Here is a 25,904-nt window from a genome sequence, read left to right as displayed (position 1 = left end):
TTATTCCCTATTGCTTTGGCTTTTAGTCGTTACAGAAACTTGACTTATCGCTTGATTAAATGGTGCTGATGACGTTTTCTGATTTTCTGGTGTTGCTTGAAAAGGCTCGCTTTGCACAATCGCTAATACAAGCGATGACAACTTATAACCTGAAGCCTTAAACTGGCTGTTAATCATTTCCAAGGCTTCTGTATCCCCCAAATTAGGTTCTCGGCCAAGGGCATATGCCATCATGTGCCAGTTAAGCGAGCGAGAAATTTCATCTACGCGCTCACTAACTAAATAGGAAAGTAATTCGATAGAGCCTTCTATTTTTTCACCGGTAACTAGCACGGTGGAACTATCAATGGGAGAAAAGGTTCGTTCCGATGTATTAGGATTAATGACCAATGCTTGTTTGCGCCAAGCACCAATAGCATCAAAGCTTTCTAGCGGGAGCCCCCAAGGATCGAGGTTAGCGTGACATGCCGCACAGGCACTTTGAGAACGATGTAGTTCAATTTTTTGCTTAAGTGTTAACTTTGCGAAATCTTCTGCCGATGTATCTAATGGCGGAACAGACGGCGGTGGTGGAGGTGGAGGATCATTTAACAACCGCTCAAGTAACCATACTCCACGATATATAGGATTAGATTCGGCTCCATCTGCGTTCATGGTTAGAATAGCCGCTTGCTGCAATAACCCACCACGAGCAAGATGACTTTCCACTTTTGTCGCTTTCATTTTACCGCCAGTCACCGGTGGTAAGCCATAATGCCGTGCTAGGCGCTGATTAATATAAACGATATCTGAATTGATCAACGTTCGAGCATCTTTATTGCCATGAAATACTTGCTGGAATGTTGCCAGAGTTTCGGCAATCATATCTCTACCTAATGCTTCGTCATACAAGGGATAAAATTCCGGGTTTACCGCAACGAGATCAAACTTATCTAAACGAAGCCATTCTCGCGCAAACTGACTACTAAACTGTCGAGCACGCTGATCAGCTAACATACGATTTACTTCTTCAGCCATGACTGCAGGATCACTTAATTGGTTGTTGGCGGCCAAATCAATTAAACGTTCATCTGGTGGGCTACTCCATAAAAAATACGACAGTCTGGCGGCCAGCTGGTGGCGTTCATCTTTGCTCAGTTCTATTTCATTTTCTGGCGAAATTGGCGACGCAACAAATAGAAAAGGTGTAGAAACCAAAACCGTACTTAACGTTTCTTTAAGGGCATCTTTGAAGCTGTCTCCATCGCGTCGAAATTTCGTATAAAGCGAAAGCATAGAATCAAGTTCATTGGTTGCAATACGCCGGCGATAAGCTTTCTTCATGAAGGCTTTTAATGTGTCTGCCGCGACTTCTTTAGCTGCGCTATCACTTTCTTGCGCTTGATGACTGTCTACCCGCCACACGTTAGCATTGGGGTCAGTACCAAATGGAATAATTTCAATTTCTGCTGACTCTAAATAAAGCTCGTTAACACCGAACTCCCGCATCGATGCTTTAGCTTCGTTGGCCGCAGCACTGGCGACAAGATGACGCCTTAATAATCGTGGTCTTTTCGGATGGGTATTTAACCCTTCTGGAGCCAAGGCATAAACCGCTGCAGGGTCACGGGCTTGATTAAAAAGAAAAAGCGTCACTCGATTCGATTTTTTATTAAAATTGACGGGCATTTCTTCTAGTGGAATACGAAAGCTACAAATTTGTGGTTCGCTAAAATGTGCAGTCACATCGCACTCACCACCTGAAATTGAGCCTATTTCAGTGCCTACGGTATCGCCAGCTTGAAATTCCAAACGAGGTACGGAGCCATCTAGACCTTTTTTTGATGAAACACGAATTCGAGCAACAAGTTCACCGTTTTTATGATTTTGTCGACTTGTTAACCGAGCATACAAACCATTTAACTTTTGTTTGTAACCTAACTTTAGCAAGCCTTCTTCATCATTTTCTAACAAAGCGCCTTCTGGTAAAGGGAATAAACTTCTAGGAGCGTATGTTGAAATTTCACTTTGTTTCGCTTTTAATTTGTCTTCAAACTGCTGTTTGTTATGCGGCTGTGCTACAGAGAACCCACCATCAACGCCCGGCTGAAAGACTACATCTTCAAATTCAATTAAAAAATGTTCGCTTTCAGGTATTGGCTCATCATCAAACAATACATAGTTTTCAATGCCTTGACGGGCAATTTTTAAAAAATATTCTAACTCTAGCGCTGAAACACTGATCAGTTCTGCATCTCGCGAGTAACCATGTTTAGAGAGCGGTGCAGCAGGTAAATCTTGAGCAAATTTGAACTGGGTTCCAAATAATTCTTGTAGTGTATTCTCATACTCAACAACCGTTAAACGCCGCATTGACGAAGCTCTATTAGCTTTACGTTGGAGTGACACATACTCAAAAGACGCATCAATCCAATCAACAAATTGTTGACGTTCATATTCTGTGGGTTGTCGACCTTCTTCTTTAGGTGGCATTTGATGAGAATTTAAAGCATCACGCACCGACGACCATTTATTGACTTCACTATCTTTGTGCATTGCGGGATCTAATTGGTCAAAACGAATCCCCGCTTTTTGCTTACTATCACCATGACAACTCACGCAGTTACGTTCAATGATGGGGGAAATTTCAGTTTGGTATGAAGAAAGTAATTTTTGTTCTTTTGCTGAACGCACTTTTATAGGCGATTGGTTAGGTTCTTCCGTAATAGACGTCGATAAAAAAGCTTTAAGTGGTTGTGGTGCAAATTCAGGCAAATAGTTTTTACCATGTACCATATTTCCACCGTAATGAGCAGCGAAAATCATGGTAATACAGCTCACAAATAAGGCTCCCAATGACGCTAAACTCAATGACTTATTGTATGTTTGAACTTTTTCCGCCCCCCAACGAAGGATTAACGCAATTGTAGCAAATACGGCTACTGATATTCCTAGAAACCTATGGCTTTCAACAAGTCCCCCCATATGTCCTTCATTGCTCGCGAGCAACACACCAAGGGTGGCAGTGAGGCATGCTGTAATCACCGCCAACATCAATACCGGCAGGCTTAACACAGACAAACGAGACTTGAATTTCAATACACGGTTAAGTAACTCAATACCCAGCGCTAAAAAAAGCAAAGTAATTGGAAAGTGCAATACGAGTGGATGAAAACGACCAAAAAAACGCATCACTCCGTCGCCTGATATCCCGTCTAATGGTGAAAAGGCTGTAGCTATCATTAACATGATAAAGCTAAGGAAAACACTTGCTACACTCACTAAATAAAACTTAAAGGCTATCGATTTATTATTCATCATGTCCGCACTTTGATTGAAAGTTAGTCAAAACTCATTGACCTTCGACACCGCCTAAATAAGCGCTACGAAGCGATAATTTGCCTGCAAGACAAACAGCTAAGCCATCAATGGCTTAAATTTCCCCTCCATAGAAGCAACGTTAAAGGTTACAATCACCTTACCAGTGGTGTTTTTATATATAAACAACCTTAAGATAATTTACCAAAACTTACATTAAAGACCGTACATTAGAATAAATATTACATATAATCACCTCATAAGAGTATATTTACCAAATTGAACCTTGCAAAAAAACCAACGACTATTTAAAAATCAATAACATAAAAAACCATAAGAAGCTAAGGTTAGATACAACGATATTCTGGCCACACAGAGAAGCCTTTAAATATAATAAGATACTTAAAATAATATTTTTTAAACCCATTAATCTACAAAAGTTTGTTTGAATTTTTGTCGCTTCGAGGAGAACACATGAAAGCTACCTATTGTATGATTTTTTGTCTGCTATTGACGTTGTTCTGTCATAACGTCTATTCATCACCAGCAGCGGATTTTTATCTATCACCACAAGGGTCTGACTCCTGGTCAGGAACCCTTCCTACCGCAAATAGTGATAGAACTGATGGCCCCTTTGCGACACTGACACGAGCACGAGATGCTGTTCGAACGCTAAAAAATCATCAATCTTCAGACATACTTGTGGCGATTCGGGGCGGTAACTATGTACTCTCTGATACGGTTGTATTCGGTCTTGAAGACTCTGGAGCAAAAGATTCAACAATTACCTATTCGGCGTACAAGGATGAAACCCCCGTATTTACTTCAGGAAGAAAAATTACAGGTTGGAAAAAATTAACAAAGAAACTACCGTCCTTGCCTGACACAGCCCAAGGTAAAGTATTAGTTGCAAACGTTAAGCATAAATTTTTCACTCTTTATGATGAGCAAGGACTGTTACCAAGAGCGCAATCGGAACATATAAAACCTTTAGCTGGAGGCTCAAAGAATCATGTTGTATTTCCTGCAGGCCGCCTAAAAAACTGGTCAAATGTAGAAGATATTGAAATCTCAGTGCGACCGACTCGCGCTTGGATAATGAACGTTTTACCGCTAACCGCTGTTGATGCAAAAACGGGTATTGCACAAACCGCAATACCGGCCACATACGGCATGAACAAAAAAGGCGTCTGGCTGGAAAATGTTTTAGAGGAACTTGACCAACCTGGTGAATGGGTGCTCAATAGCAAAGAAGGAAAAGTTTACCTTTGGCCACGCAATAACTCAGACGTATATGCCCCACAGCTCATCGAATTCATTCGTGTAGAAGGTGCTATTGATAAACAAGGGCCAACAGACACACCGGTTCGCCATTTAAAATTTAGTGGCTTAACATTCAAGCATGGAGAGCGTTTTACTTTAGCCAAAGGTGATCAAGGCCTACAGCACGACTGGAATATGTTTGATAAAGCTAATGCATTAATACGCTTTCGTGGTACTGAAAATTGCACTATCGAAAACAGCCATTTTTTACACAGCGGCAGTGGCGCAATTCGCATTGACCTATATGGCATAAACAACACCATTGCTAATAATCACATCGAAGGTTTAGGTGGCAGCGGGATTTTATTGAGCGGCTATGGGCCAGGTACAAAAGACGTGAATAAAAACAACTTGGTTTATAACAACCATATTCACGATGTCGGAAAAATCTATTGGCATTCGCCAGGAATTTTTGTCAATCAAAGTGGCGATAATCGTGTTGCTAACAATTTAATTCATGACACTAATTACTCTGGGCTTATTATTTCAGGGTTAGTGACTCGTTTTTTTATTGACCAAGATAGACGTGAATCCTCGCGGACCATTCGTTGGCATGAAATTGCAGAAAAACCCAAGAAAAATCCAACACTAGACGAAGTTAAACCTTACCTTCACACCAAAAATAACTTGATTGAATATAACGAGATACACCACGTAATGAACATTTTAGGTGATGGTAACGGCATATACATTAGAGGTGCAGGTGCTGGCAATGTGATCCGCCACAACTATATTCATCATTTAGAATCTGACATCAATGCACAGAGTGCGATCCGCACTGACGGTGGGCAAATGGACACGCTTATCTCACAAAACTTGATGTATAAAACCAAATCACAGGGGATGACTTTAAAGCTCAACAATAGATTTGAAAACAACATCATTGCCGATGTTATCGCGCCGCGTGGTGTATATTTTAAAATTGTTGAAGGCCCTATGATTGGCGCAACCAACAAGCGAAATATTTTTTATTCATCGAACCCTGATTGTCAGTTCATTTCACAACCGGGTGGAGGTACAGCACACAAGTTTGGTGAAGATCGTCGTGGAAGACAACCTGCACGCATGAAAGATATCGACTCTGATGACAATATTTACTTCTGCAAACAAGATTTATCAAAAAGTGGGGAGATTCTTGCCGACCTTCAAAAAGAGGGAATTGATGAGAATAGCCTAAATGCCGATCCTTTATTTGTCGATGCTGCTAACGGAGATTTTCGCTTTAAACAAGATTCTCCTGCATTGAAAATGGGCATCACTGAGTTCGATATTTCTAAAGTAGGCTTGCGCCGCAAAACCAATAAATAGAGTTAATACTGATCCTTAAAACGAGTTTGGCAAGACGAGAAAGGCCAACCGAAACGGCTTAAATATTACTCGATACAAATTTAATACATAAGAGGTTACTTTAATGAGAGTACTTTTTGTACTAGTTAGTTTCTTGTTTAGCTGCATTGCGCAAGCTGAATTTAAGCCTAATATTATCATTTTTTACGTCGATGATTTAGGTTGGCAGGATACTAATATTTATAATGTTGGCAAGTCGAGCCCATGGCAAACACCAAATATGCAGGCATTAGCAAATGATGGCATGCTGTTTACTCAGGGGTATTCTCCTGCGCCTACATGTGGTCCCTCACGTGCGGGTTTATTAACAGGTCAGCACCCTGCAAAGACGGGCTTTACCCATGTAAATGGAAATAGACTTCCAAACTCCAGCAACGCCCAAAAAATGATTGCCCCTTTCTTTATCAATAGCTTACCAACTGGAGTTGGTGAAATAATCCTGAGTGAAGCATTACAGCAAAATGGTTACCGAACTGCGCAAGTAGGAAAATGGCATATTCACGGTACTAAAAAAGGCTTTGATATGGCTTACACTAAGCGTGGAGCACACAGTAAAGTCGAGGATCGCTCAAAAGACTTTTCTAGTTACAATCCAAAAGAAAAATTTCCTTTAGGAAATGAGCTGTACCCACCAATGAGTGAAAAGCATCCAAACGGTATCCCATATCCTTATCAGCCAGTTACCGAAGAAGCACTTAATTTTATACGTGATAGCACTAATGATGAACAACCTTTCTTTCTTTATTTAGCGCATTGGATGGTGCATTACCCTATTGTTACACGCAATCGCAATTTATTAGAATATTATACAGATAAATTAGGCATCGACTTTCCAAAAGATAAGTCAGATATTACCACCCCAGGGCAAACTAACCCTTATTACGGTGCTATGGTCACCACTGTGGACTGGAGTTTAGGGCGGGTACTTGATGTTCTTAAGACTACCGATGATCCGCGTAATCCAGGCAAAAAACTCATTGAAACCACTTATATTTTTATGAGTTCGGATAATGGTGGTGCTGAAGATCGACGTAAGGAAATTATCACTGATAATGCCCCTTTGGATATGGGCAAGAAATATGCTCAAGAAGGCGGTGTTCGTGTACCTATGATCATCAGCGGACCAACAATTAAAGCAGGTACTCAGTTTGATGGCATGGTGAATCAGTTAGATTACTTCCCCACGATTATGAGTCTTACTGGTACAACACTTACCACAAAGCAACAAGCAAAACTTAGTGGCCTTGATATTAGCCCTGTTCTTAATGGTAAAAGCAATATCGTTAAAAATGCATCAGGTATCGAGCGAGAATTCCTATGGTGGCATTTCCCGCATAACTCAGACGCTCAGATGCAATCTGCAATACGTGAAGGTGATTTTAAACTATATAAAAATTATAAAGATAACAGTTACTCTTTATTCCAGTTATATAAAAATGGTCAAATGCATGATATTGGTGAACAAAAAGATCTGGTTGCTGAAAAAGCATATGCGAACATTGTAAATTCTCTTTCAAATAAACTTGAAACACTTTTAGCAGAGCATAATGCTGAATTCCCTAGCCGAAATCCAAAATACAAAGATCTTAGCGAAGCGGATAAAAATGTATTACCTGTTATTGAAAAATACACTTACAACGCTAAACAGAAAATCGCGAGTATTCAATTGGCCACAAACAAAACACCGTTAAATAATGCCTATGTTTTAGTTAAAGGGAAAAAATATAAAAGATATGTCAGACACAATGCCAGTATTGAGACTAAGCCGGGTTCAAAGTTGATGGTAACAGCTAAGCTTCCCGCTGACGTTATTGAATATGTTTTTGTTCTTATTGATAACAACAACTTCATGATACAAAGTGATGTTATTAAAGCGAAAAAGAAAGATAGTTTGTGACAAACTGACAACTTATTCATTAAGTGGCCTCAACCGTAAGGCCTTTTAATTACTTAATGATACTTTCACGGTCTAACGTAAATCTAGACATACATCTCTGCTCTGAAACACAAAACATTGCTCATCCTTGTGCTTACTTAATGTGATGGTCTCCTCCAAATACAGCATATATGTGCCATTATTGAATTTATTACATATAATTAGAATAGAAGAAGACCAAATGAAGATTACTCCATAATTCAGATAATAACTGCGACACGCTTAATTGATGGATAGAAGGAAGACAACTGCTTAAAGTGGTATTGAAGTTTTGCTCACCAATGACTGGAGCCTGGAGCAAATATCGAACGTGTTAACCCATATCGGTGCCAATGTAAGTCATTAATGAATTTATCGTTTTACTTCGCTCGATAAGAGGCAAGTGGGCAAGCTATACCGTCACTTACGTCAGGACCATAAAAGGTATCGACAAGGTAAAAAAGAACGCGAACCTGCCATTAAGAATGCAGTTTCTATAGATGGAAGGCCTGAGGTTGTAGATAACCGTGAGCGTTTTGGTGACTGGGAATTTTATACTGTTTTGGGTAAGCATGGGACTGGAGCAATAGTAACAATTTTAGAGCGAGAAACACGTTTCTACCTCGCCAAGAAAGTACTGTCAAAATCAGCAGAAGATGTCACTAGAGCAACAATTGATTTATTAATGCCCTACAAAGCAGTTTGTTCACACAATAACGGCTGATAATGGTCGAGAATTTTCTGACTATCAAGATATTGCAAAGGCACTAGATACAGATGTGCACTTAGCCCATCCATACAATTTGTGGGAACGAGGCGCGAATGAAAATGCCAATGGTCTGTTGAGGCAATATGTTAAAAAAGGCACTGATTTAAGAACAGTAAGCGATGAGACAATCTTGTTTGCGATGAACAGAATTAATTACAGGCCAATTAAGTGTTTGAAGTTTAAGCAGCCAGCTGTTTTATTTGTACAACTAGCCATTAATTCACCGAGTGTCGCACTTCAGAGTTGAATTCGGGCTACAATAGGGTTAGATATCGCAAAAAGATTTTTTCATGTTGCTTGCTGCAATGAGCAAGGGCGCATTGTAAAAAAGAAAATGTTGAGGCGAGCACAAGTATTAACTTTCTTTCAATCTCATCTTAAATATCTTGTTGCTTTGGAATCTTGTGAAACTTCCTTGGGTGGAATTTAGAAAAAAAATCACTAGAGGTATAAGCCTCTAATTAAATTTTCAACTAAAGGCACTTTAAAATAGAGCTAAACGCCCTTATATATGACTATTAACTATAAAGTCCTACTTATATAAAATATGTCACAAAAGTATGGATCTCTATTACAAAAATGTTGGATAAAAAATGGCATCAAATAAAACATACCTTTTTAAACAGTCAATTAACCGTATGCTAACTCAAATTGAGGAGTTGCCTGAAGGTCAATATACCATGGCAAATGACATGGAATTAACCCGCCAACTTAATATTAGCCGCACTACGGTCAGAGCTTGTATAGAGCATTTAATTAATAATGGCTTGGTAAAACGTGAAGGCTCTCATAAAATTGTCCTACGCCAACCTGAAGATACTGACTTTTTCGATATTGAAAACAAAGCTTCTACAAAAGATGAACAAATAGAAAAATACTTTATGAGCCTGATCCACCATGGTGAACTACTACCTGGTGACAGGTTTTCAGAATTAAGCCTAGCCAAAAACTCTGGCTGCACCACCATTAGCGTTAGGGAGTTTCTAATAAAGTTTTCTAATAATGGCTTAATTAAAAAGATCCCACGCGGCCGCTGGCAAATGGTGGAATTTGATGAAGCGTTTGCTAAAGAGTTAATTGATTTTAGGGAAATGCTAGAAATGAATGCCCTAAATGACTTATTAAGAGCGCCGAAAGATGATGTTATTTGGTCTGAGCTTGCTGACTTATTACGCGCACACCAAGAAGTAAGAGCTGACATGGAAAATCGATATATGGAATTTCCAGATCTAGATAAAGCTTTTCATTTTAAACTGCGTGATAAAAAACCTAACCGCTTTATTAACCAGTTTTATGATATTGTCTCGTTCATCTGTCATTACCATTATCAATGGGATAAAAACGGTGAATTAGAGCGTTTTACCGTCGCTTGTAATGAACATATTGCCATACTTGAAAATCTAATATCTAATGATCATGCCAGTGCCGTGCTCGCGATGAAACAGCATTTAGAATCTGCAAAGAAAACCTTAATGGGCTGTGTTCATGGACTAGAAGTATAGTACTCAGATTAAATTACGACTGAAATCAAAAATGCCCATTAAAATAATGAGGCATTTTTTATATAGTTTTTATAAATCGCTTATTTGCTAAAAACCAAACTATCCAAACGAAGCATACTGCTCTCTGAACCAACATAAGTTAATGAAATACTATTTAGCCCTGTTAACTCCGTAATTTTTCCAGAAACGGTTTTCCACTTATCGATACTTTTCGTTTTAGGTATGTTCACTTCGCCTAAAAGTGTGCCACTCTTAGTGCGCACCATCACCTTTCCACCTTCAGTTAGGCTTGCAACATTTAACTTAATTGAATTAACCGTTTTCTCGCCAAAATCGACGTTGTTAAAAACAACTTTTTCGTTAACATCAAATGCTAAATGTAAACTACCATCTTTGCTCTCTCGCTTTTGTACATTTTTGGTTTCGCTGTAGTTTTCAGCTTCGATTAACAACATACCGTCGTATTGCCCAACACCTAGTTTTGTTTGCACGACTTCTCGGATTGAACCGTCATCATTAAAATGTAAATAATCAGCAACTATACTTCTTCGTGCATTATGACCGCCTGACAAATCAGAATTATGATAAAAAGCGTACCACTGCCCTTTGAATTTAACTGTTGAATGATGGTTAGTGATACCAGAAACGTCACCTATCATTTTACCTTGGTACTTAAACGGCCCCATTGGCTTGTCTGAAGTGCCATAAACAATAATATGATCTTTAGTATCTGGATGAAACTTACTTGAATAACTCAGATAATAAGTATCATCTAACTTATGCATCCAAGCTGCTTCATAAAAATAATCTGCACCTTCTACATTAACAACGTCACCTTCAATTTTCTTCAAGCTTTTATCCAGCTTGGCAACTTTTGCGGATTTGCCTCCCCAATAAATATAAGCTTGACCGTCGTCATCAACAAAAACTGCAGGATCAATTTCATCTGTTCCTTTTATAAAGTCAGGCTCAGGAATAAATGGCCCAGCAGGGGAGTCACTAGTTGCTACGCCAATATGAAACTGTTTGCCTTGTCTGGCTGGGAAATAAAAATAATAGGTACCATCTTTAAAAATAGCATCTGGTGCCCACATTCTGTTGTCAGCCCATGGTACATCATCGACAGTTAGTGCCACACCATGATCTTCCCAGTTAACAAGATCTGCTGAAGAAAGCACATGATAATCTATCATCTTGTAGCCTTTAGCATTGTCTTGGTCGTGGGAACCATAAATATAAACACGATCTTCGAACACATGGGCAGAAGGATCCGCTGTATAGATATGATCAACCAAAGGGTTACCGTTTTCGACTGCGTTAACGCTAGCTCCTGCTATTAATAAACCTGAAATTAAGCTTAAATAAAAAGCTTGTTTCAATCCCTTATTCGACTTTTTTAACTGTTGAAATATTTTCATTTTATACCTTTGTTATTACTTATTTGACGTGCTCAAAAGCTTAATGTTCAGGTATCAACTGTACGCTTCTGATCCGTCTTCTTATATTTTTAGTTGCTGAAATTACTGTTAAAGACAAGGTATGAGCGCCTGATGCGCCAATATCAACAATCTCTAATACCGAACGAGAGTCTTTAAAATGAAGCGCCATGCGTGGGTTTGAGCACAATCTTGACTGTCAAGATTGTGCTCAATAGACAGGCCTGGAACCGTGACGCTAACTTTGCCACTTTCTTCAATTGACCCCATAAAGCTCACTACGGCATCTTTATACTTGCCGGGCTTGTGAAGTTTAAAATTCCAGTTTAGTGTCTGACCTACACGAGTCATACCGCCAACACTCATGGTATGGGCTGGAATGAGGCCCTCGTCCTTAGGCATTAACGTAAAATGACGATAGTCGATAACTTTCTTCGGCTTACTTGGATTGTGCTCTACATCATGAATTAGTGCCTGATAACAATAAAGTGTAACAACACCATCAATTTGTTGATTAATGTTATTATCCATGACAACTTCGCCAGCAAGGCTAAGCTTAATGACGGTGACATTTGCATCAGGCGCTTTAATCTAAAATGTGTCAACCCATATTAGGACGGGTTAAAGCCAATCCATGGTATTTAAAGTTGAATGATTACTGACTAATTTCTAATGAGTAACCCACACCGTTATTTTTAAGATTTGGCAATTGAACTTGGATTGCATCTGCGGTTTTCCTCCATTTAAGTTCTTTATTTGAACCCACTAAACGTATAGATTTAATATTCAGATCTTTAATCGCTTCAATTGTAGCTGTGGGAGATTTAGGCGTGGTTAACGAAATAACATACACTTTATTTTCTTTTTGAGTAAACCAAAAATCTTTTTCGGTAAAGACAAAAGTCACTTTATTGCCCTTACGGTGACTTGTGCCTTTCATGTCAATTTGACTTGGGCCTTCTTTATCAATTGACCATGGTTTAGAATCATAAATAGCATCGCCATTTACCATTAACCACTGACCGACTTCTTTAAGTATGTTGGCAGAAGCTGCTGGAATAACACCTTCACCGTCTGGACCAACGTTTAATAGGAAGTTACCGCCTTTACTGACATTAGCAACTAACCAGTACATTAACTCTTTTGGAGATTTCCAGTCGAAGTCATATGAACTATAACCCCAAGTATGATTAGTCGTTGCAATACCTTCCCAAGTGTTTGAACTTGCTTTATCAGGAATAACATTGTCACCTGGCGTACCAATATCACCAAAACCATTACCAATGCGAGCATTGACTAAAATTTCAGGGTTTGCTTCGTAAACCGTTTTATAAAAATCCATACTATATGGCGCTGGAATATAAATCGGCGTATCGAACCAAATTTGTGATAAGTCATAGTTCGCTAATAACTCTTTTACTTGTGGGATAGACTTATTTTTAATGTAAACATCAAATGATACCGGAGCAGGATCCCATTTATTTGGCATAGGCGCGCGTCGTGGTTTAATACCTGGCGCTGGGCCATAATCTTTCATACCACCATCACCACCGTCTCTCCAATCAAGCGAGTTAGAGTAATAAACACCAAAATCTAAACCGGCTTTTTTAGCCGCGATTTCCATTTCTTTAATTGGGTCACGGCCAAAGGGTGTGGCATCAACAATATTAAAATCACTGACTTCTGATTTAAACATCGCAAAACCTTCATGATGCTTAGAGCCCATGACGATGTATTTCATTCCAGCAGCCTTTGCAATAGCAACCCATTCATCAGCATTAAACTTTTGCGGGTTAAAATCTTTCGCTAATTCAGCATATTCAGCACGAGGAATTTCTTTACGGCGCATGATCCATTCTGCAATTTGAGGCCCCGTGCCGCCCTCTTCCATTTTTTTCCCTTTGTATACACCACCCAGTGACGAATACAAACCCCAGTGAATAAACATACCGTATTTGTTTTTATTAAAGCGTTCTCGGCCACGTTGTTTCGCTGCAGAAGCGTTGAGTTTTTCCCACTCTGCAGTTAACTCTTTCATTTCGGTAGAGCAAGGAACACCTGAGCCTTCAAAGCCGTAAACTTGCTTTTTCTCAATCTCAGTTAAAGCATTATGTGCCGCGAATTCAGCATCGGAGCAAGCATAGCTAACACCTGCACAGAAAGGTAAAAAACCAAGCGCATACTTTAATGATTTGATGCTTTTCTTGTTCATTAGCTTTCCTTAGCGCTTTCAAGACGTTCAACATATAAATAAAACGCTGCAAGTGGCTTGTCAATTGAATCATTACTGTTATTAAACCAAGCCTTAATATCTAGTTCTTGAGCAGGTAAATCGATGTCAAAACTTGCAGTTGCTGCACCTTTCTCTATTTCTGCCGTGTAGGTTGTGCCATTAATATCTAAATGAGCAAAGGTATGGTTAATAACTTTTTTCGCAGGAATATCATGTAAGGACACGGTAAAACGGTAATTACCTGCTATCCCTGATTTAACTTTCCAAGGCGATATTACAAATTTTTCTTCTTTCCCGATCCATCCACCTTTACCAAATTTATCATCAACAAAACCTGGAAACCATGCTACTTGGCCAGTGTGAGGAGCTAACCAATCATGACTGGTTAATCGTGTCGGATTCTCATAAACTGTGCCGACAATAGGGCGCATGGTTGGTACACCATCTTTAGTTGCATGCTGCCACCATTTGTCATATTCCTGAGATAGCTTGGCAAAAACTTCTGGGTTTTGCTCAGTAAGATCATTCTGTTGGCCTGGATCGCTAGCAACATTAAACAATTCAACTTTGTCACTTTTCCCATCAGCTTTAACTAAACGCCAGTCGCCTTCCATTACAGAATATGGACGTTTTGCATCTGGGTGTAATACACGTTGGTTCGTAACTGTGATCACACGTTCAGGTAACGATTCATTGTTAACTAACGCATTTTTCCAACTGATACCGTCAGTATCTAGGTTTGAGATATCTAAACCCACTAAGTCTAATAGCGTTGGTTTTAAATCAAAATGAGCAGCTAAGCTGTCAATTTCTTTCGCGCTGTCAATACCACCATTTGGCCAGCGAACATAGATAGGAACACGGTGACCACCGTCATATGTTGAGGCTTTTTTACCACGCATAAAATAATTTAACGTTTCAATTTTTTTACCAATTTTTGCTTCAATATCTTTAGCTTGTTCGCTTTTAGCAAGCTTTTCAGAATGTTCACCCAAAACAGAGCCATTATCGGTTAAAAATATGAAAATGGTATTATCAGTAAGACCCGCTTTATCAAGCTCTTTTTGTAGTCGAGCAATGTTGTCATCAACGTTGGTGATCATGCCGTAGAATGCTGCAAGATCATCACTTAAGCCTAATTGACGATAAGGTTCGATATATTCTTCTGGCGCTCTAAATGGTGAATGAGGTGCATTGGTAGGAATATATAGGAAAAAAGGAGCTTCACTCGATGCCATGTCTTTCACATAGTCAATAGCTTCATTGAACCAAACATCGGTAGCATAACCTTCATATTTTTTAGGTTGACCATTTAGGAAGTAAGTATCATCAAATTGAGTATTAGCCCAATAATCTGGGGTTTGCCCAACACCACCAGCACCATGAATTAACACATGATCAAAACCTTGTTCTTGCGGTCTAAATGGATAATTATCTCCTAAATGCCATTTACCAAAAATTGCTGTTTTATAGCCACCTTCTTTTAGTGCTTCAGGCAAGGTTTGAATTTTATCTGACATTAAGTGGCGACCCATCACAGTGTGCCAAACACCAGCACGTAACGAATATTGACCACTCATTAACGCAGCGCGCGTAGGAGAACATGTTGGGTCAACATGGAAGTTGGTAAATTTAACGCTTTGATTTGCGAAAGAGTCTAATGTTGGTGTCTTAATAATAGGGTTATTGTTATGTGCTAAATCACCATAGCCTTGATCATCTGTCATGATCAAAACAATATTTGGACGTTTCTCTGCTTGAGCTTTTTGCTCGGAATTTGTCTTAGATTCACTACAGCCAGTTACCAAAAAAGAAAATGCGCTAATCAATAATATTGCCCGTATCTTGGTCAAATTAACTTTATGTTTGTCTTTAAGGAATTTTATCACTTTGCTTCCAACCTCTATTATTTCCTGCTTGCAATCATTTCAAATGTCAGGAAAAGCTTCTTATAGTAAAACGATTACTTTAGTTCTACTGCGTTTAACCGCATGGCTATACGCTAGATTACTAACAAATCATTAGTGCGCTTTTATATATAATGTTACACTAGATATGTTGTGTCAAGCTTTTAGGGGACTTCTGATTTTAAGGGAGGGTTACAGTATGCTCTAAAATAGTGGCCAAATTCACCATACCACTACCCCCGTTAAGGTGTACTATAATATTATAATGAAATCACGAATTATAAGATGAGAGAACGGTTATGTTTACTGATACTGTTAATTATTGGATGCCAATCGTCGCTGTAGGCTTATCATTTCTAATATGCCTAGTAATATTAATTTATTCTATCGTGACATTTAAAGAAAAACACTAAAGAATCAGTACACATTTTATATGGTCCCATTAAGTAAAGAGTGCCTAAAAGACTTAAAGCGATGTCATGCACTTGACCTCCGTTCAAGGTTGATTATTGCAAAACAGGCTAAATTAGAAAAACTAAGGTAAACCGATTAAATATTAAGCGTATGCGTAACATAGTTAGCTCACTTCGAGGCAGTTTCGGCTTAAAGCGATCACCCTAAGCCATTGATGGATTTAAACGAGTTTAAAAATTATGTTTGCCTTAAATGGATTATTTAGGCTTTGTTTTAACGTAGAGCTAGCCCACCATCTGTACAAATTCCTCCGAACGATTAAATTTAGATATGGTTCATGATTAACGCGTTTAAAAACATGCAGTCATTTTGCTTGATAACTCAAAATTAGCAAAAAATGTAAAAAGCTAAACAAGCTTTGATGTCTTTGTACCCGTTTATATCCATTGTTGACCAGTGAAATTTCTAAAAAACCATTACCATCATGTTTACCTAAAAATCGAACTTCGCTTTCTCTTGCCAACGCAAAGTTATTGGCATCAAAACCACAATCATTAACCGTTTTTCTCCAGCGTTTTTCAATTCGCTGTGATTCTTCAATCGATAAATCTGCTCGGTAAAACTTGAACTTTAGATGTCGCTCTTTAAGGCCTAACACCTGACAGAAGCGCATAAAATCAGTCGATGCGGTTAAGTTAGGACTCCTTAAGGCATAATCTTTTCCTGGTACGGCGAAATTCAATACTTCCAAACTCAACCTAACGTTGGCTAATGTTAACGTTTCAATACCAATACTTTCATCGAATTTGTTACAAAGATACTTAAACACTTTGCTGGATTTTGCGACTTTAGCATCTGCTTTGGTCACATTATCAGCTTGGTTTAACCTTGGAAAAGTTGGAATTAGTGGAAGTCGCTTACCTATACGTGGGTAGTGTTGATGTACTTGTTCAGCATTGTTAAGCAGCTGCTGTAATTGTTCTAATGGAACATTGTAATATTGAGATGACTCGATAACTGAACTGTTCTTTAAGGCATTAAGTGCCCTAGCCCAAGTCAAGCTGCTGATTTCAGTATTTGGTTTTATGTCTCTTACATACGTTGAAAATGATGGTACTGACAACGATGATGTTAATGGTGCTGGTTTAACCGCCAACTTTGCTTCAGTTTCTCGAGTATAATAAACTAATCTTTCTGCCAAACTTAAGCCCTGTTCTGGTTCTAGCAAGAATACTCGTCCGACACATTCAGAAGTAAAATATTTAGTTAAAGTAAAGTAAGGCTTAAACTCTAAGTAGTGCAAGATATCTTTAAGGTGTAGATAGCTATTTAGAGTAGATTGAACATCTTTGTGCCCCATTAGATGGGCTAACATAAACATCTTTTTGCGGCTATTCATTTTATAGCGTAATCGCGTTTGTAACCGTTGAAGATAATCATTATCAAATATTTGATTATCGAACATCGTTAGTTGTGCTCGTCCTTGCATGATGATTTTTGAATTCAGACGACACCAAGTCCAGTTTGCAAAGCTATGACGAAGATGATGAATTCGTAAAGTGTAATCTTGTGTAAAATGTCGGATTAGATCTGTTATTAAATCATATGCTTGATTGACTCGTTTCGAATCATCAAACAACAGCGCCTTTTTGTTGGAACCTGAGTGCTGCTGCATTTGATATCTTACTCGCAATTTTTCTATGGCATTCTTTGGCCAAAGAGCATCTAATGGTATTTCACGACGAGCGGAAGTTGTTTTTAACGATCGATGTTGGTTTGGTCTGACCGAAAGCTGCACATAATCAAATTCATCTTTGTTTGTTGCATTGACTGCAAATGAAAAATCAGCCCATGTTAATTTAGCCGATTCATTCCTGCGTAAGCCGCTGTAAAAGCAAAAACATAACAAAAAATAGCCATATTGATAGACAACACCATTTAGAAAATTTTCTAATAGATATTCTAGGGCTTCATCAATATGACTTGGTGAAATTAAATTCGCATCAACTTCACTAGAACTACCAACAACATCAATATCCGATAAGCAGAGATCACGAACCAAATTTGTTTCGACTAAAAACTGAGCGAAATAATATACATATTTTTTTCGTTGGGCAGACGTAAAAGCTTCAGCCGATTCATTCAATTTATTAGCCCAATCTTCACCCGATAATAATCCTAGGTCGCACGTACTAAATACTGCTAGAAAAGGCTTGCTTAGACTTTTCACGTAATCAACGGTAGTGGCTAACTTTAAACGGCGTTTATTAGTGCCTCCGTTTTTCAACAGAGAGAATAACCAAGAACATAACAACCAAAGGTATGGATTAGTTGTGACTTCGTATGACTTAAGCATTTCACTTATAAAGGCTAAACACGCTGCACGTGGTTCTTTGTTTTCATCAAGCCCATTAAGTGTTAAGACAATTTCATCTAATTGTTTTAACGTGATATCAATAGCAATAAAACAATGGTCGTTGTTTTTAACAGACCGCCAAGGCTTCAACTCATTTGTGCCGGCTTCATTTCCACCTAGCAAGTGAGGTTCTGAATGCAGACATGCTTTATCTGTTAACATACGCATAAAAGCATGTTCTGGTAATGCCTGGCTCACACTGGGTAAGAAATACATCTGATACTGTACTGGCCCTAAATGCAGTATATTGTGAATTTTTCGAAGCGTACGTAATTTTAAAATTGATAGATCTGCCCAATTAAATTCAGATACCGTGCTTAAATATTTTACGATACACAATTTAATCTTTGATGTGCTTTGCTTGACGTTAGCCAATTGCTGTAAAGCCATAACCGCAACATCACTCAATACATATCTTGTTGGATCTGTTGCACTCATCTGCTTTTGCCAATAACAAATCCCTCCAACATAAAACACATCCTGTGGATGCTCAAGAATCGACAAAAGTTCCTGAGTCTTGCTCACGTTGACAGTTAAATAAACTAACAGTGCAGCTCGACCAAGCTTTTCATTGTTAGATAGTTCTCTATTAGGGCTAATTAATTCCTTATCGAGAAGCGTATATAACATATCAACAATGGGCAATTTGACGAGATCTACTGGTGACAAAATAGGTTTGTCTCGTTTAAGTGTCACAATAGACGGTATGTTAGGAGAATCTATTCCATGATGCTTTTTGGCATAGTTGAGTATTGACTGTAATATCAACAACTGGGTTTGTTTGCCTAAAACCGCTGGTTTTAGTTGTGCAATTAACTCGTCTAACTCATCAGGTATAATTTTTGTTTCTGAACGAATGAATCGTTTTTTTAAATGCCCGAGTAAGTTTTTATATGAAGAAAAAAATTGTTCTTCATTTTTAATTTGTAAATCTTCCTCAGCCGTATTCTCATATTGTTCAACGTAGGCATTTAACACCTCTCGATATAAGGGGTGTAACTTTCCTCTTTCATTGAGTATTTTTATGAAATGACGGACTTTAATACTTTCCATCCTACCTCCGCAAATAACTCATCAAGCACAGGAACCAATTCATTGATAGCTTCAATATGACTTAATGCTGAATAATGACCTAATGGCACCTCACCTGCTTGCCAATGACCCATTTGGAAATTGATTAACTCCGGACATATGTTTTTCTCTAGTAAGTGGGATTTCAACCAATGCCGTCCTGCATTTGCCGGCAGTTGAATTTCATTTTTACAATAATTCACCAGCTCTGAAGGCGATAAATTTTTCGCAACCACACTATTGCCTTGTCTATATAAAAAAAAGAAAGGACCTTGCTCTTTGCGCGAATTCCGTATGATTCTGTACCATTGTGAAGCCTGAGAATGGTTAAAACTCAACACGCTTTGATCAACGTCTACTATGTTATCAATGGTGCGACTTAACTTTGGCATCAATACACGCAAGATAGAACGTAAACACCCTAAGTGACGTTTATATTCTTTCAACTGCGAAGCTAGAATATTGGGAACTGCTACGATACGAGAATGACTAAAATCAGAATCATCTTTGTCACTTATACCCATTAAATTTAAGGATGGTAAAAATAAGGCGAATGTCGGTAACGGATTCCAAGCAGCTCTATAACCGGTTCCAAAAAGCAACATCCAAGCTGTATAAGCTGTAAATGCATTATGATAATCAACAATATCATTTATGTGATGCTGATAACTGGGTATAGATGCCGAGACTTTAGCTGTTAACGCATTAATTAATGTAGAAATGGCATCATTTGTCGGTGTAAATGATGAGCCTATGAATGAATTAGCTTGATCAAAATGTCTTAGTTCAAATAATGAAATCGGTAATGGCTTACCCGTATACTTTGCAATATCTTGTTCGACATTTTGCCATAATTTGTCAAGTTGCTCGCTTCGAAAATGGTCACTGACATTAGCATAACTTCTCGCTACACGAGTCGTATACATATTCACAGCATAGCTATAGTCGATAAAAATAGAATCGATAACATCTGTTGAATTAAGATAGTAACTTATAAAGTTAACTAAACGCCTCACACTAACACGGCCTGAAGCATGACGATCTGATAACTTTTTCAGTTTTCGAACCACTAAGCGATAAATGACTTTTGAATCTTTTTCCTTAATGATTGGTCCAGTTAACTTAGCCCCCCTATTTGCAACAATCAGTTTATGTAAAAACACAGGGCATGGTGTAAAAACCTCCTCTTTGATTTCCCTGAGCCCTTCATTGTTCAACTTAGCTTTTGCTGAATGGCTGACATAGAAAAACCACCACCCTTGACCCAACTCATCAACATAAAGCCCTTGCTGTTTGCTAGATAAGTCCGTAAATACAACTAAACTTTGTATTTCTTTTACTGACTTACTTAATAATAACATTAGCCATATCACGATAGTCATTTCGCGGTTGGCTGGTTGATTGCCTAATTCGATTAATTTTCCAATGAGGAAGTTAAGTTCTTCTGGCATTAATAACTGCGTATTTTGTATCCCCATATTATGAGAGCGACGGACACTTGCAGTGACATCAATGGCTTTTCTATTTTGTACATGCCTATTGAACGGAATTACAGTGTCTAGTAATTCTGTTTTATCACGTTTCGAATCAACATCACGGTTATTAATAACAAATATCTGGGCAGGAAAATGGTCATCTTCATTTAGCCCTTCACTACTGGGGATTAATGGTTCATCGGGAATTAATGCGAAAATGTCATCATAAGCACCAACAATCGGAATTGCAGTTGGATCTGCATAGCGTTTTGGTACTCTGTCTAATGGCGATCTTTTACGGCATTTATGTTTTGCGGGCTTCCAATCATTAGTAAAGAAATGACAAAGTGTCCGTAGATAGTTTTTATTGGGTTGATATGTCCAGGTTTCTTTACTATCAAGATATTGGTCTAGTTGGCGTGCAATAGCCGTTGGAGGATCGCCCGTTGAATTTGGAATTGTCTCACGTACAAAATTCAGTTCAGCTACATTGGTTCTCATGAAAAGCCTGAAATTAGAACATGCATCCTCCTCCCTGGTTGAGGATTCCCTTGCCAAGTCTTTATCTCTTAGGGTATCTAATACTAAAAAATAGTGGTTGATGAATGCAGCAAATAGCTCACATGATTTTATCGTCAGGTTATACTCGTAAGATTTGAGTAATACAACATAGAAAGGATATTCACTACACCATCCTTTTTGATACTTAGTCCGATGATATTCATTGCTGATAAAACGGTCATCAACATGAAAACTATAATTGTGTAAGGCATCAAATATATAAGTTGGCAGGTGCAAGTCTTTCATTATGGATTGTGCAGAATGGAAAGATATATTTCTGATGCGGACTATCATTTGAAAAATTTGTTTAAGTCCTCCGAGAGATTCTGGTGCGAATATACGCTCGACAAACTCCTCTAAATCTTCACTGACTTCGTCTTTGCCAATTTGTGGCATCTTGAGTTCGCAATATCGACAAATATGCTCTATTAGATATTGCTTCAGACTTCTCATCTTAATTTAACCGTTTTAGTACTGACATGTAACCACTCACACAACTGAGTTTTGGTTTTTATCATTGGAAATAGCGACTGCCATTGTGGGGAATTAAATACAGATGGGTGTTCATCAGAAACAAACCATGCAGACAAAGAATCAGTGATTGAGTCACCAGTGACGTTAACAAACTGTTTTAATAAGGGCCTTACAATATCATTAAGCATTAATAAGTGGAGGATGTCTTTATTAGGACGCCGAGGTAATACAATGCAAGGTATCAAAGCTTTGTCTTCCCCTGCATATAATTTACATAGCTTTTGGTACGTCAATAATCCAGAAATTATTCGATAATAACCGGCCCCTGTTTTACTTACTAGCAAGGGGGCTTGATATGAATCGAGCAATATTGATGCTGGTGATTCTACACTATCATCCGAGCTTGGTTTTAGTGTGCTAAGAAGGTTAAACGATTCACAAAATGATTTAAGCGAACGCTCAAGTTGAAGCTGATTAAATGCAACCATTTCAAGTTTAACGTCGACTAACAATTTTACTAGGCTCTTGTTGAAATGCTCAGCATGTGGGTTCATAACTCCCTCTCAATTACAAAATAGTGGTCAATTTAGACATTTATATATTGTGCCTATTTTGTGACCAAATCAAGCAAGATTATTATGAATCATCTCATAAATTAGCGAAAGTCAGGTGCGAAATTTAATCAAAAGCCTCTATTTTTAGAGGGTTTATATTAAGAATCAAAGCTTTGAAGGGTTGAGAGGGGTAATCTATTAACGTCTTGACATGGTGGGGGTCGGTGGTTCGAATCCACTCAGTTGTACCATCTCTTTTGAGATTGATTTAGATATACAACTGTAGCTCAGCTGGTTAGAGCACCACCTTGACATGGTGGGGGTCGGTGGTTCGAATCCACTCAGTTGTACCAAATCAATAATTGAGATTAAGCCAGCGAAAGCAGTTTTTTTTGTCTTTAAATTCTTTATAATCTCATCAACTGCAATCGCTAACAAAAAATCCAATAAATTTTATTTTTACTATGATTCACTGCAATTTGATATCAACAGAAATAAAAAACGGCCTATTGGCCGTTTGTGATTATCGAATTAACTTAATGATATTTACTTAGCATCATAGCCATTAGGGTTGGCCGATTGCCAGCGCCAAGTATCGACCATCATTTGATCTAAAGAGCGATTGGCTTGCCAGTTTAAGGCATCATTAGCTTTAGTTGCATTTGCCCAAAAAGCGGGTAAGTCACCTGCTCTTCGTGGACTAACTTCATAGGGTATCTTCTTATCTACTGCTTGCTCAAACGCAGTAACAATTTCAAAAACAGACACACCATTGCCTGTTCCTAAATTAAACGATTCAACTCCAGCAAAATCTTGATTGTCGTTCAACCATTTCATTGCTGCGACATGACCTTCAGCAAGATCCATCACATGTAAATAATCTCGTTCACAAGTCCCATCTTTTGTTGGGTAGTCCGAGCCGAATATGCTCAGTTTTTCACGCTTACCTACCATCACTTGCGCTACATAAGGTAATAAATTATTTGGGATACCTTTTGGTGACTCACCAATTTTGCCGCTTTCATGTGCTCCAATAGGATTAAAATAGCGCAGTGACACACCTCTAAAATGCGGATTTGAAGCTGCAGTATCTGCCATTATACGTTCAACCATTACTTTGGTTGCCCCATAAGGACTTGATGGCGTACCTAATTTCATGCTCTCTACATAAGGCACTTCATTTTCTTCACCATAAACGGTTGCTGATGAACTAAAAATAAAATTATTGACCTTGTGTTCTGCCATCGCTTCTAGCAAACAAACTGAGCCATGAACATTGTTTTGATAATACTCTAATGGAATTTGTGCAGATTCACCTACAGCTTTAAGCGCTGCAAAGTGGATTACTGTATCAATATTATGCGAACTAAATACGTTGGACAGCTGATGCTTGTTTCTTATATCGCCTTCAATAAAGGTAACACTTTTACCTGTTAATGATTCAACACGTTTAATAGATTCAATACTTGAATTAAATAAATTATCGAAAACGACTACATTGCAGTTATTTTCTATTAATGACAAAACAGTGTGCGAACCGATATACCCTGCACCACCTGTAACTAAAACGTTCATTTATCTTCCTTAATGAATTCATACTATTTAAAGGTCATTAACCATTTCTGCTCACATCATGTTTACATTTACTGATTTTGAACTTTTATTACAAAAAAAGCTAATAAAAAAAAGCGGGGTTCAACAAAAACCACTGTAAACAATGCGTTTATGTTCTTTTATTACAGTTAAATTAAAAAGTTGAGATATGATTTTTGGCTTACTCCTGAATATATTATATCTAAATTTGACTCAGTAATTTAATTATTTACGCTCATCCTATTGATATTTTCACGGTTATTAAAAATTAAAACCAGTTTGAAACATCTGACACATAAAATTACACATTCAAACAGTAAGGGTTTAACAAACTCTGTAACATGCACTTATAATACTGTTAACGAATTTGTCATAGGCACAAGTCTATGATTTAGCTTTAAGCAAGAGGAAGTGCCGTGGCTACTGCAAAGCAAATTATTCTCCCTATTGGCATAATAGGTGTAGGCGTAATCATTACTGGTTTGTTGGTTTCTATGCAAAAACCACCCGAAGAGAAACCGCCAGTTGATAATACCCCGCTTGTATCTGTCGAAACCATTAATTATAAACCAATGACATTTACCGTTAGCTCTTATGGTGTCGTCAATGCCAAATATCATACTGAATTGGTGGCACAAGTCAGTGGTGAAATCACTTATTTATCTGACGCATTTGTTAAAGGTGGTTTCATTAAAAAAGGCGATGTCCTGGCAAGAATTGATCCTAGCGACTATGAGTCAGCGCTGTTAGATGCACAAGCTAATTTGGCTTCAGCCAAAGCAACGTTAGTTCAAGAAAAAGCTAACGCACAAGTAGCTGAGCGCGAATGGGCTGAGATTACTGACAGTAAGCCAAGTGATTTAAGCTTGCGTAAACCACAATTAGCCCAAGAAATTGCCAAACTAAAAAGTGCTGAAGCTGGATTGTTACGTGCAAAAAGGAATCTTGAACGAGCAATAATTAAAGCGCCCTATGATGCATTAATTGGCAGTCGTAATATCGGTTTAGGCACATACGTAGGTAATGGATCGCCTATCGGTTTAGTTTATAGCACTGATAAAGCTGAAGTTCGATTGCCACTTGCAGACAAAGAAATGCAATATTTAGATCGTAAAGGTGCAAATGCAGAAGTCACTTTGGTGGGTAACTTTGCAGGTGAAAAACAAGAATGGATTGGCACTATCGTTCGTAGCGAAGGGGTGATTGACAGTAAAAGTCGGATGACTTACTTAGTTGCTGAGATTGATGACCCATATGGGCTTAATAGTAACCATAAAGAATTAAGATACGGTACTTATGTTACTGCTCACATTGGCGGTACTCATGCAGGTCAAGTGGCCGTTGTCCCGCGCCATTTAATCGTGAATGGCCTTGTTGCGACAATGGATAAAGACAAAAAATTACGTTATCTGCCCGTTAATATTATTAGACAAGATGGCAGCAACGTCATTATCTCAAGTGGTTTAGAAGAAGGTATGAGCATCATTACTTCTGCTCTTGATTACCCTGTTGAAGGAATGACGGTGGCCTTACCGACCGATAAAATTCTTCAAGTAGAGCCTAAGGTTGGTGTTGATTCTGACACTGCTATCGCCATGGACGATAAGGAATAAATTC

Annotated in this window: 13 protein-coding genes, 1 tRNA gene and 1 pseudogene; 6 read left to right on the top strand and 9 right to left on the bottom strand. The window is 38.3% G+C overall.

Going from position 1 to position 25,904, the window contains the following annotated elements; all coding sequences use genetic code 11:
• Entirely contained in the window at positions 1 to 3,300 is a 3,300-nt protein-coding gene (locus LMH66_RS04030) for a DUF1592 domain-containing protein (RefSeq protein ID WP_229368638.1), read from the bottom strand.
• A gap of 471 nt (positions 3,301 to 3,771) precedes the next feature.
• Here LMH66_RS04030 and LMH66_RS04025 point away from each other — a divergent pair, with 471 nt between their 5' ends.
• The 4 genes and pseudogenes from LMH66_RS04025 (at position 3,772) to LMH66_RS04010 (ending at position 10,153) form a co-directional block, all read left to right on the top strand.
• Positions 3,772 to 5,928 (top strand): right-handed parallel beta-helix repeat-containing protein, encoded by a 2,157-nt coding sequence (locus tag LMH66_RS04025; protein WP_229368637.1) that lies wholly within the window; start codon positions 3,772 to 3,774, stop codon positions 5,926 to 5,928.
• A gap of 103 nt (positions 5,929 to 6,031) precedes the next feature.
• Positions 6,032 to 7,864: a sulfatase gene (locus LMH66_RS04020; protein ID WP_229368636.1), complete on the top strand. Its 1,833-nt coding sequence runs from the start codon at positions 6,032 to 6,034 to the stop codon at positions 7,862 to 7,864.
• Between the two features lie 310 nt (positions 7,865 to 8,174).
• Positions 8,175 to 8,898, top strand: a pseudogene (locus tag LMH66_RS04015) (IS30 family transposase); the annotation flags it as partial.
• 346 nt (positions 8,899 to 9,244) lie between these two features.
• Positions 9,245 to 10,153, top strand: a complete 909-nt coding sequence (locus tag LMH66_RS04010) for a GntR family transcriptional regulator (protein WP_229368635.1) — start codon at positions 9,245 to 9,247, stop codon at positions 10,151 to 10,153.
• Between the two features lie 80 nt (positions 10,154 to 10,233).
• On the opposite strand, the gene LMH66_RS04005 is transcribed toward LMH66_RS04010, so the two are convergent.
• From LMH66_RS04005 to LMH66_RS03975, 7 genes are all read right to left on the bottom strand, one after another.
• On the bottom strand, positions 10,234 to 11,571 hold the full coding sequence (locus LMH66_RS04005; RefSeq protein ID WP_229368634.1) for a family 43 glycosylhydrolase: 1,338 nt from the start codon (positions 11,569 to 11,571) through the stop codon (positions 10,234 to 10,236).
• Between the two features lie 153 nt (positions 11,572 to 11,724).
• The gene (locus LMH66_RS04000) at positions 11,725 to 12,120 is read right to left on the bottom strand and encodes a hypothetical protein (protein ID WP_229368633.1); all 396 of its coding nucleotides are present in this window, start codon (positions 12,118 to 12,120) and stop codon (positions 11,725 to 11,727) included.
• 124 nt (positions 12,121 to 12,244) lie between these two features.
• Positions 12,245 to 13,801: an alpha-L-fucosidase gene (locus tag LMH66_RS03995; protein WP_229368632.1), complete on the bottom strand. Its 1,557-nt coding sequence runs from the start codon at positions 13,799 to 13,801 to the stop codon at positions 12,245 to 12,247.
• Positions 13,801 to 15,711: an arylsulfatase gene (locus LMH66_RS03990; RefSeq protein ID WP_324295154.1), complete on the bottom strand. Its 1,911-nt coding sequence runs from the start codon at positions 15,709 to 15,711 to the stop codon at positions 13,801 to 13,803. The genes LMH66_RS03995 and LMH66_RS03990 overlap by 1 nt, the downstream gene beginning before the upstream one ends.
• Positions 15,712 to 16,507: 796 nt before the next feature.
• The gene (locus LMH66_RS03985) at positions 16,508 to 19,612 is read right to left on the bottom strand and encodes a tyrosine-type recombinase/integrase (protein ID WP_229368630.1); all 3,105 of its coding nucleotides are present in this window, start codon (positions 19,610 to 19,612) and stop codon (positions 16,508 to 16,510) included.
• Positions 19,582 to 22,062, bottom strand: a complete 2,481-nt coding sequence (locus tag LMH66_RS03980; protein WP_229368629.1) for a hypothetical protein — start codon at positions 22,060 to 22,062, stop codon at positions 19,582 to 19,584. The genes LMH66_RS03985 and LMH66_RS03980 overlap by 31 nt, the downstream gene beginning before the upstream one ends.
• A 53-nt stretch (positions 22,063 to 22,115) precedes the next feature.
• Positions 22,116 to 22,694, bottom strand: a complete 579-nt coding sequence (locus LMH66_RS03975) for a hypothetical protein (protein WP_229368628.1) — start codon at positions 22,692 to 22,694, stop codon at positions 22,116 to 22,118.
• A 276-nt stretch (positions 22,695 to 22,970) separates the two neighbouring features.
• Between LMH66_RS03975 and LMH66_RS03970 the strand changes: the two genes are divergently transcribed.
• Positions 22,971 to 23,047, top strand: a tRNA-Val gene (locus LMH66_RS03970).
• Positions 23,048 to 23,240: 193 nt separating this feature from the next.
• Here the strand turns inward: LMH66_RS03970 and galE are convergent.
• A complete protein-coding gene (gene galE, locus LMH66_RS03965; RefSeq protein WP_229368627.1) occupies positions 23,241 to 24,269 on the bottom strand; it encodes a UDP-glucose 4-epimerase GalE in 1,029 nt (342 codons plus the stop codon).
• Positions 24,270 to 24,703: 434 nt separating this feature from the next.
• Here galE and LMH66_RS03960 point away from each other — a divergent pair, with 434 nt between their 5' ends.
• The gene (locus tag LMH66_RS03960) at positions 24,704 to 25,900 is read left to right on the top strand and encodes an efflux RND transporter periplasmic adaptor subunit (protein WP_229368626.1); all 1,197 of its coding nucleotides are present in this window, start codon (positions 24,704 to 24,706) and stop codon (positions 25,898 to 25,900) included.
• The last annotated feature ends 4 nt before the right edge of the window (positions 25,901 to 25,904 follow it).

It is taken from the genome of Shewanella sp. 10N.7 (genome assembly GCF_020806285.1).
Lineage (GTDB): Bacteria > Pseudomonadota > Gammaproteobacteria > Enterobacterales > Shewanellaceae > Shewanella > Shewanella electrodiphila.
Note: the sequence above shows the minus strand (reverse complement) of the source record. Positions and strands in the feature narration are given on the sequence as shown.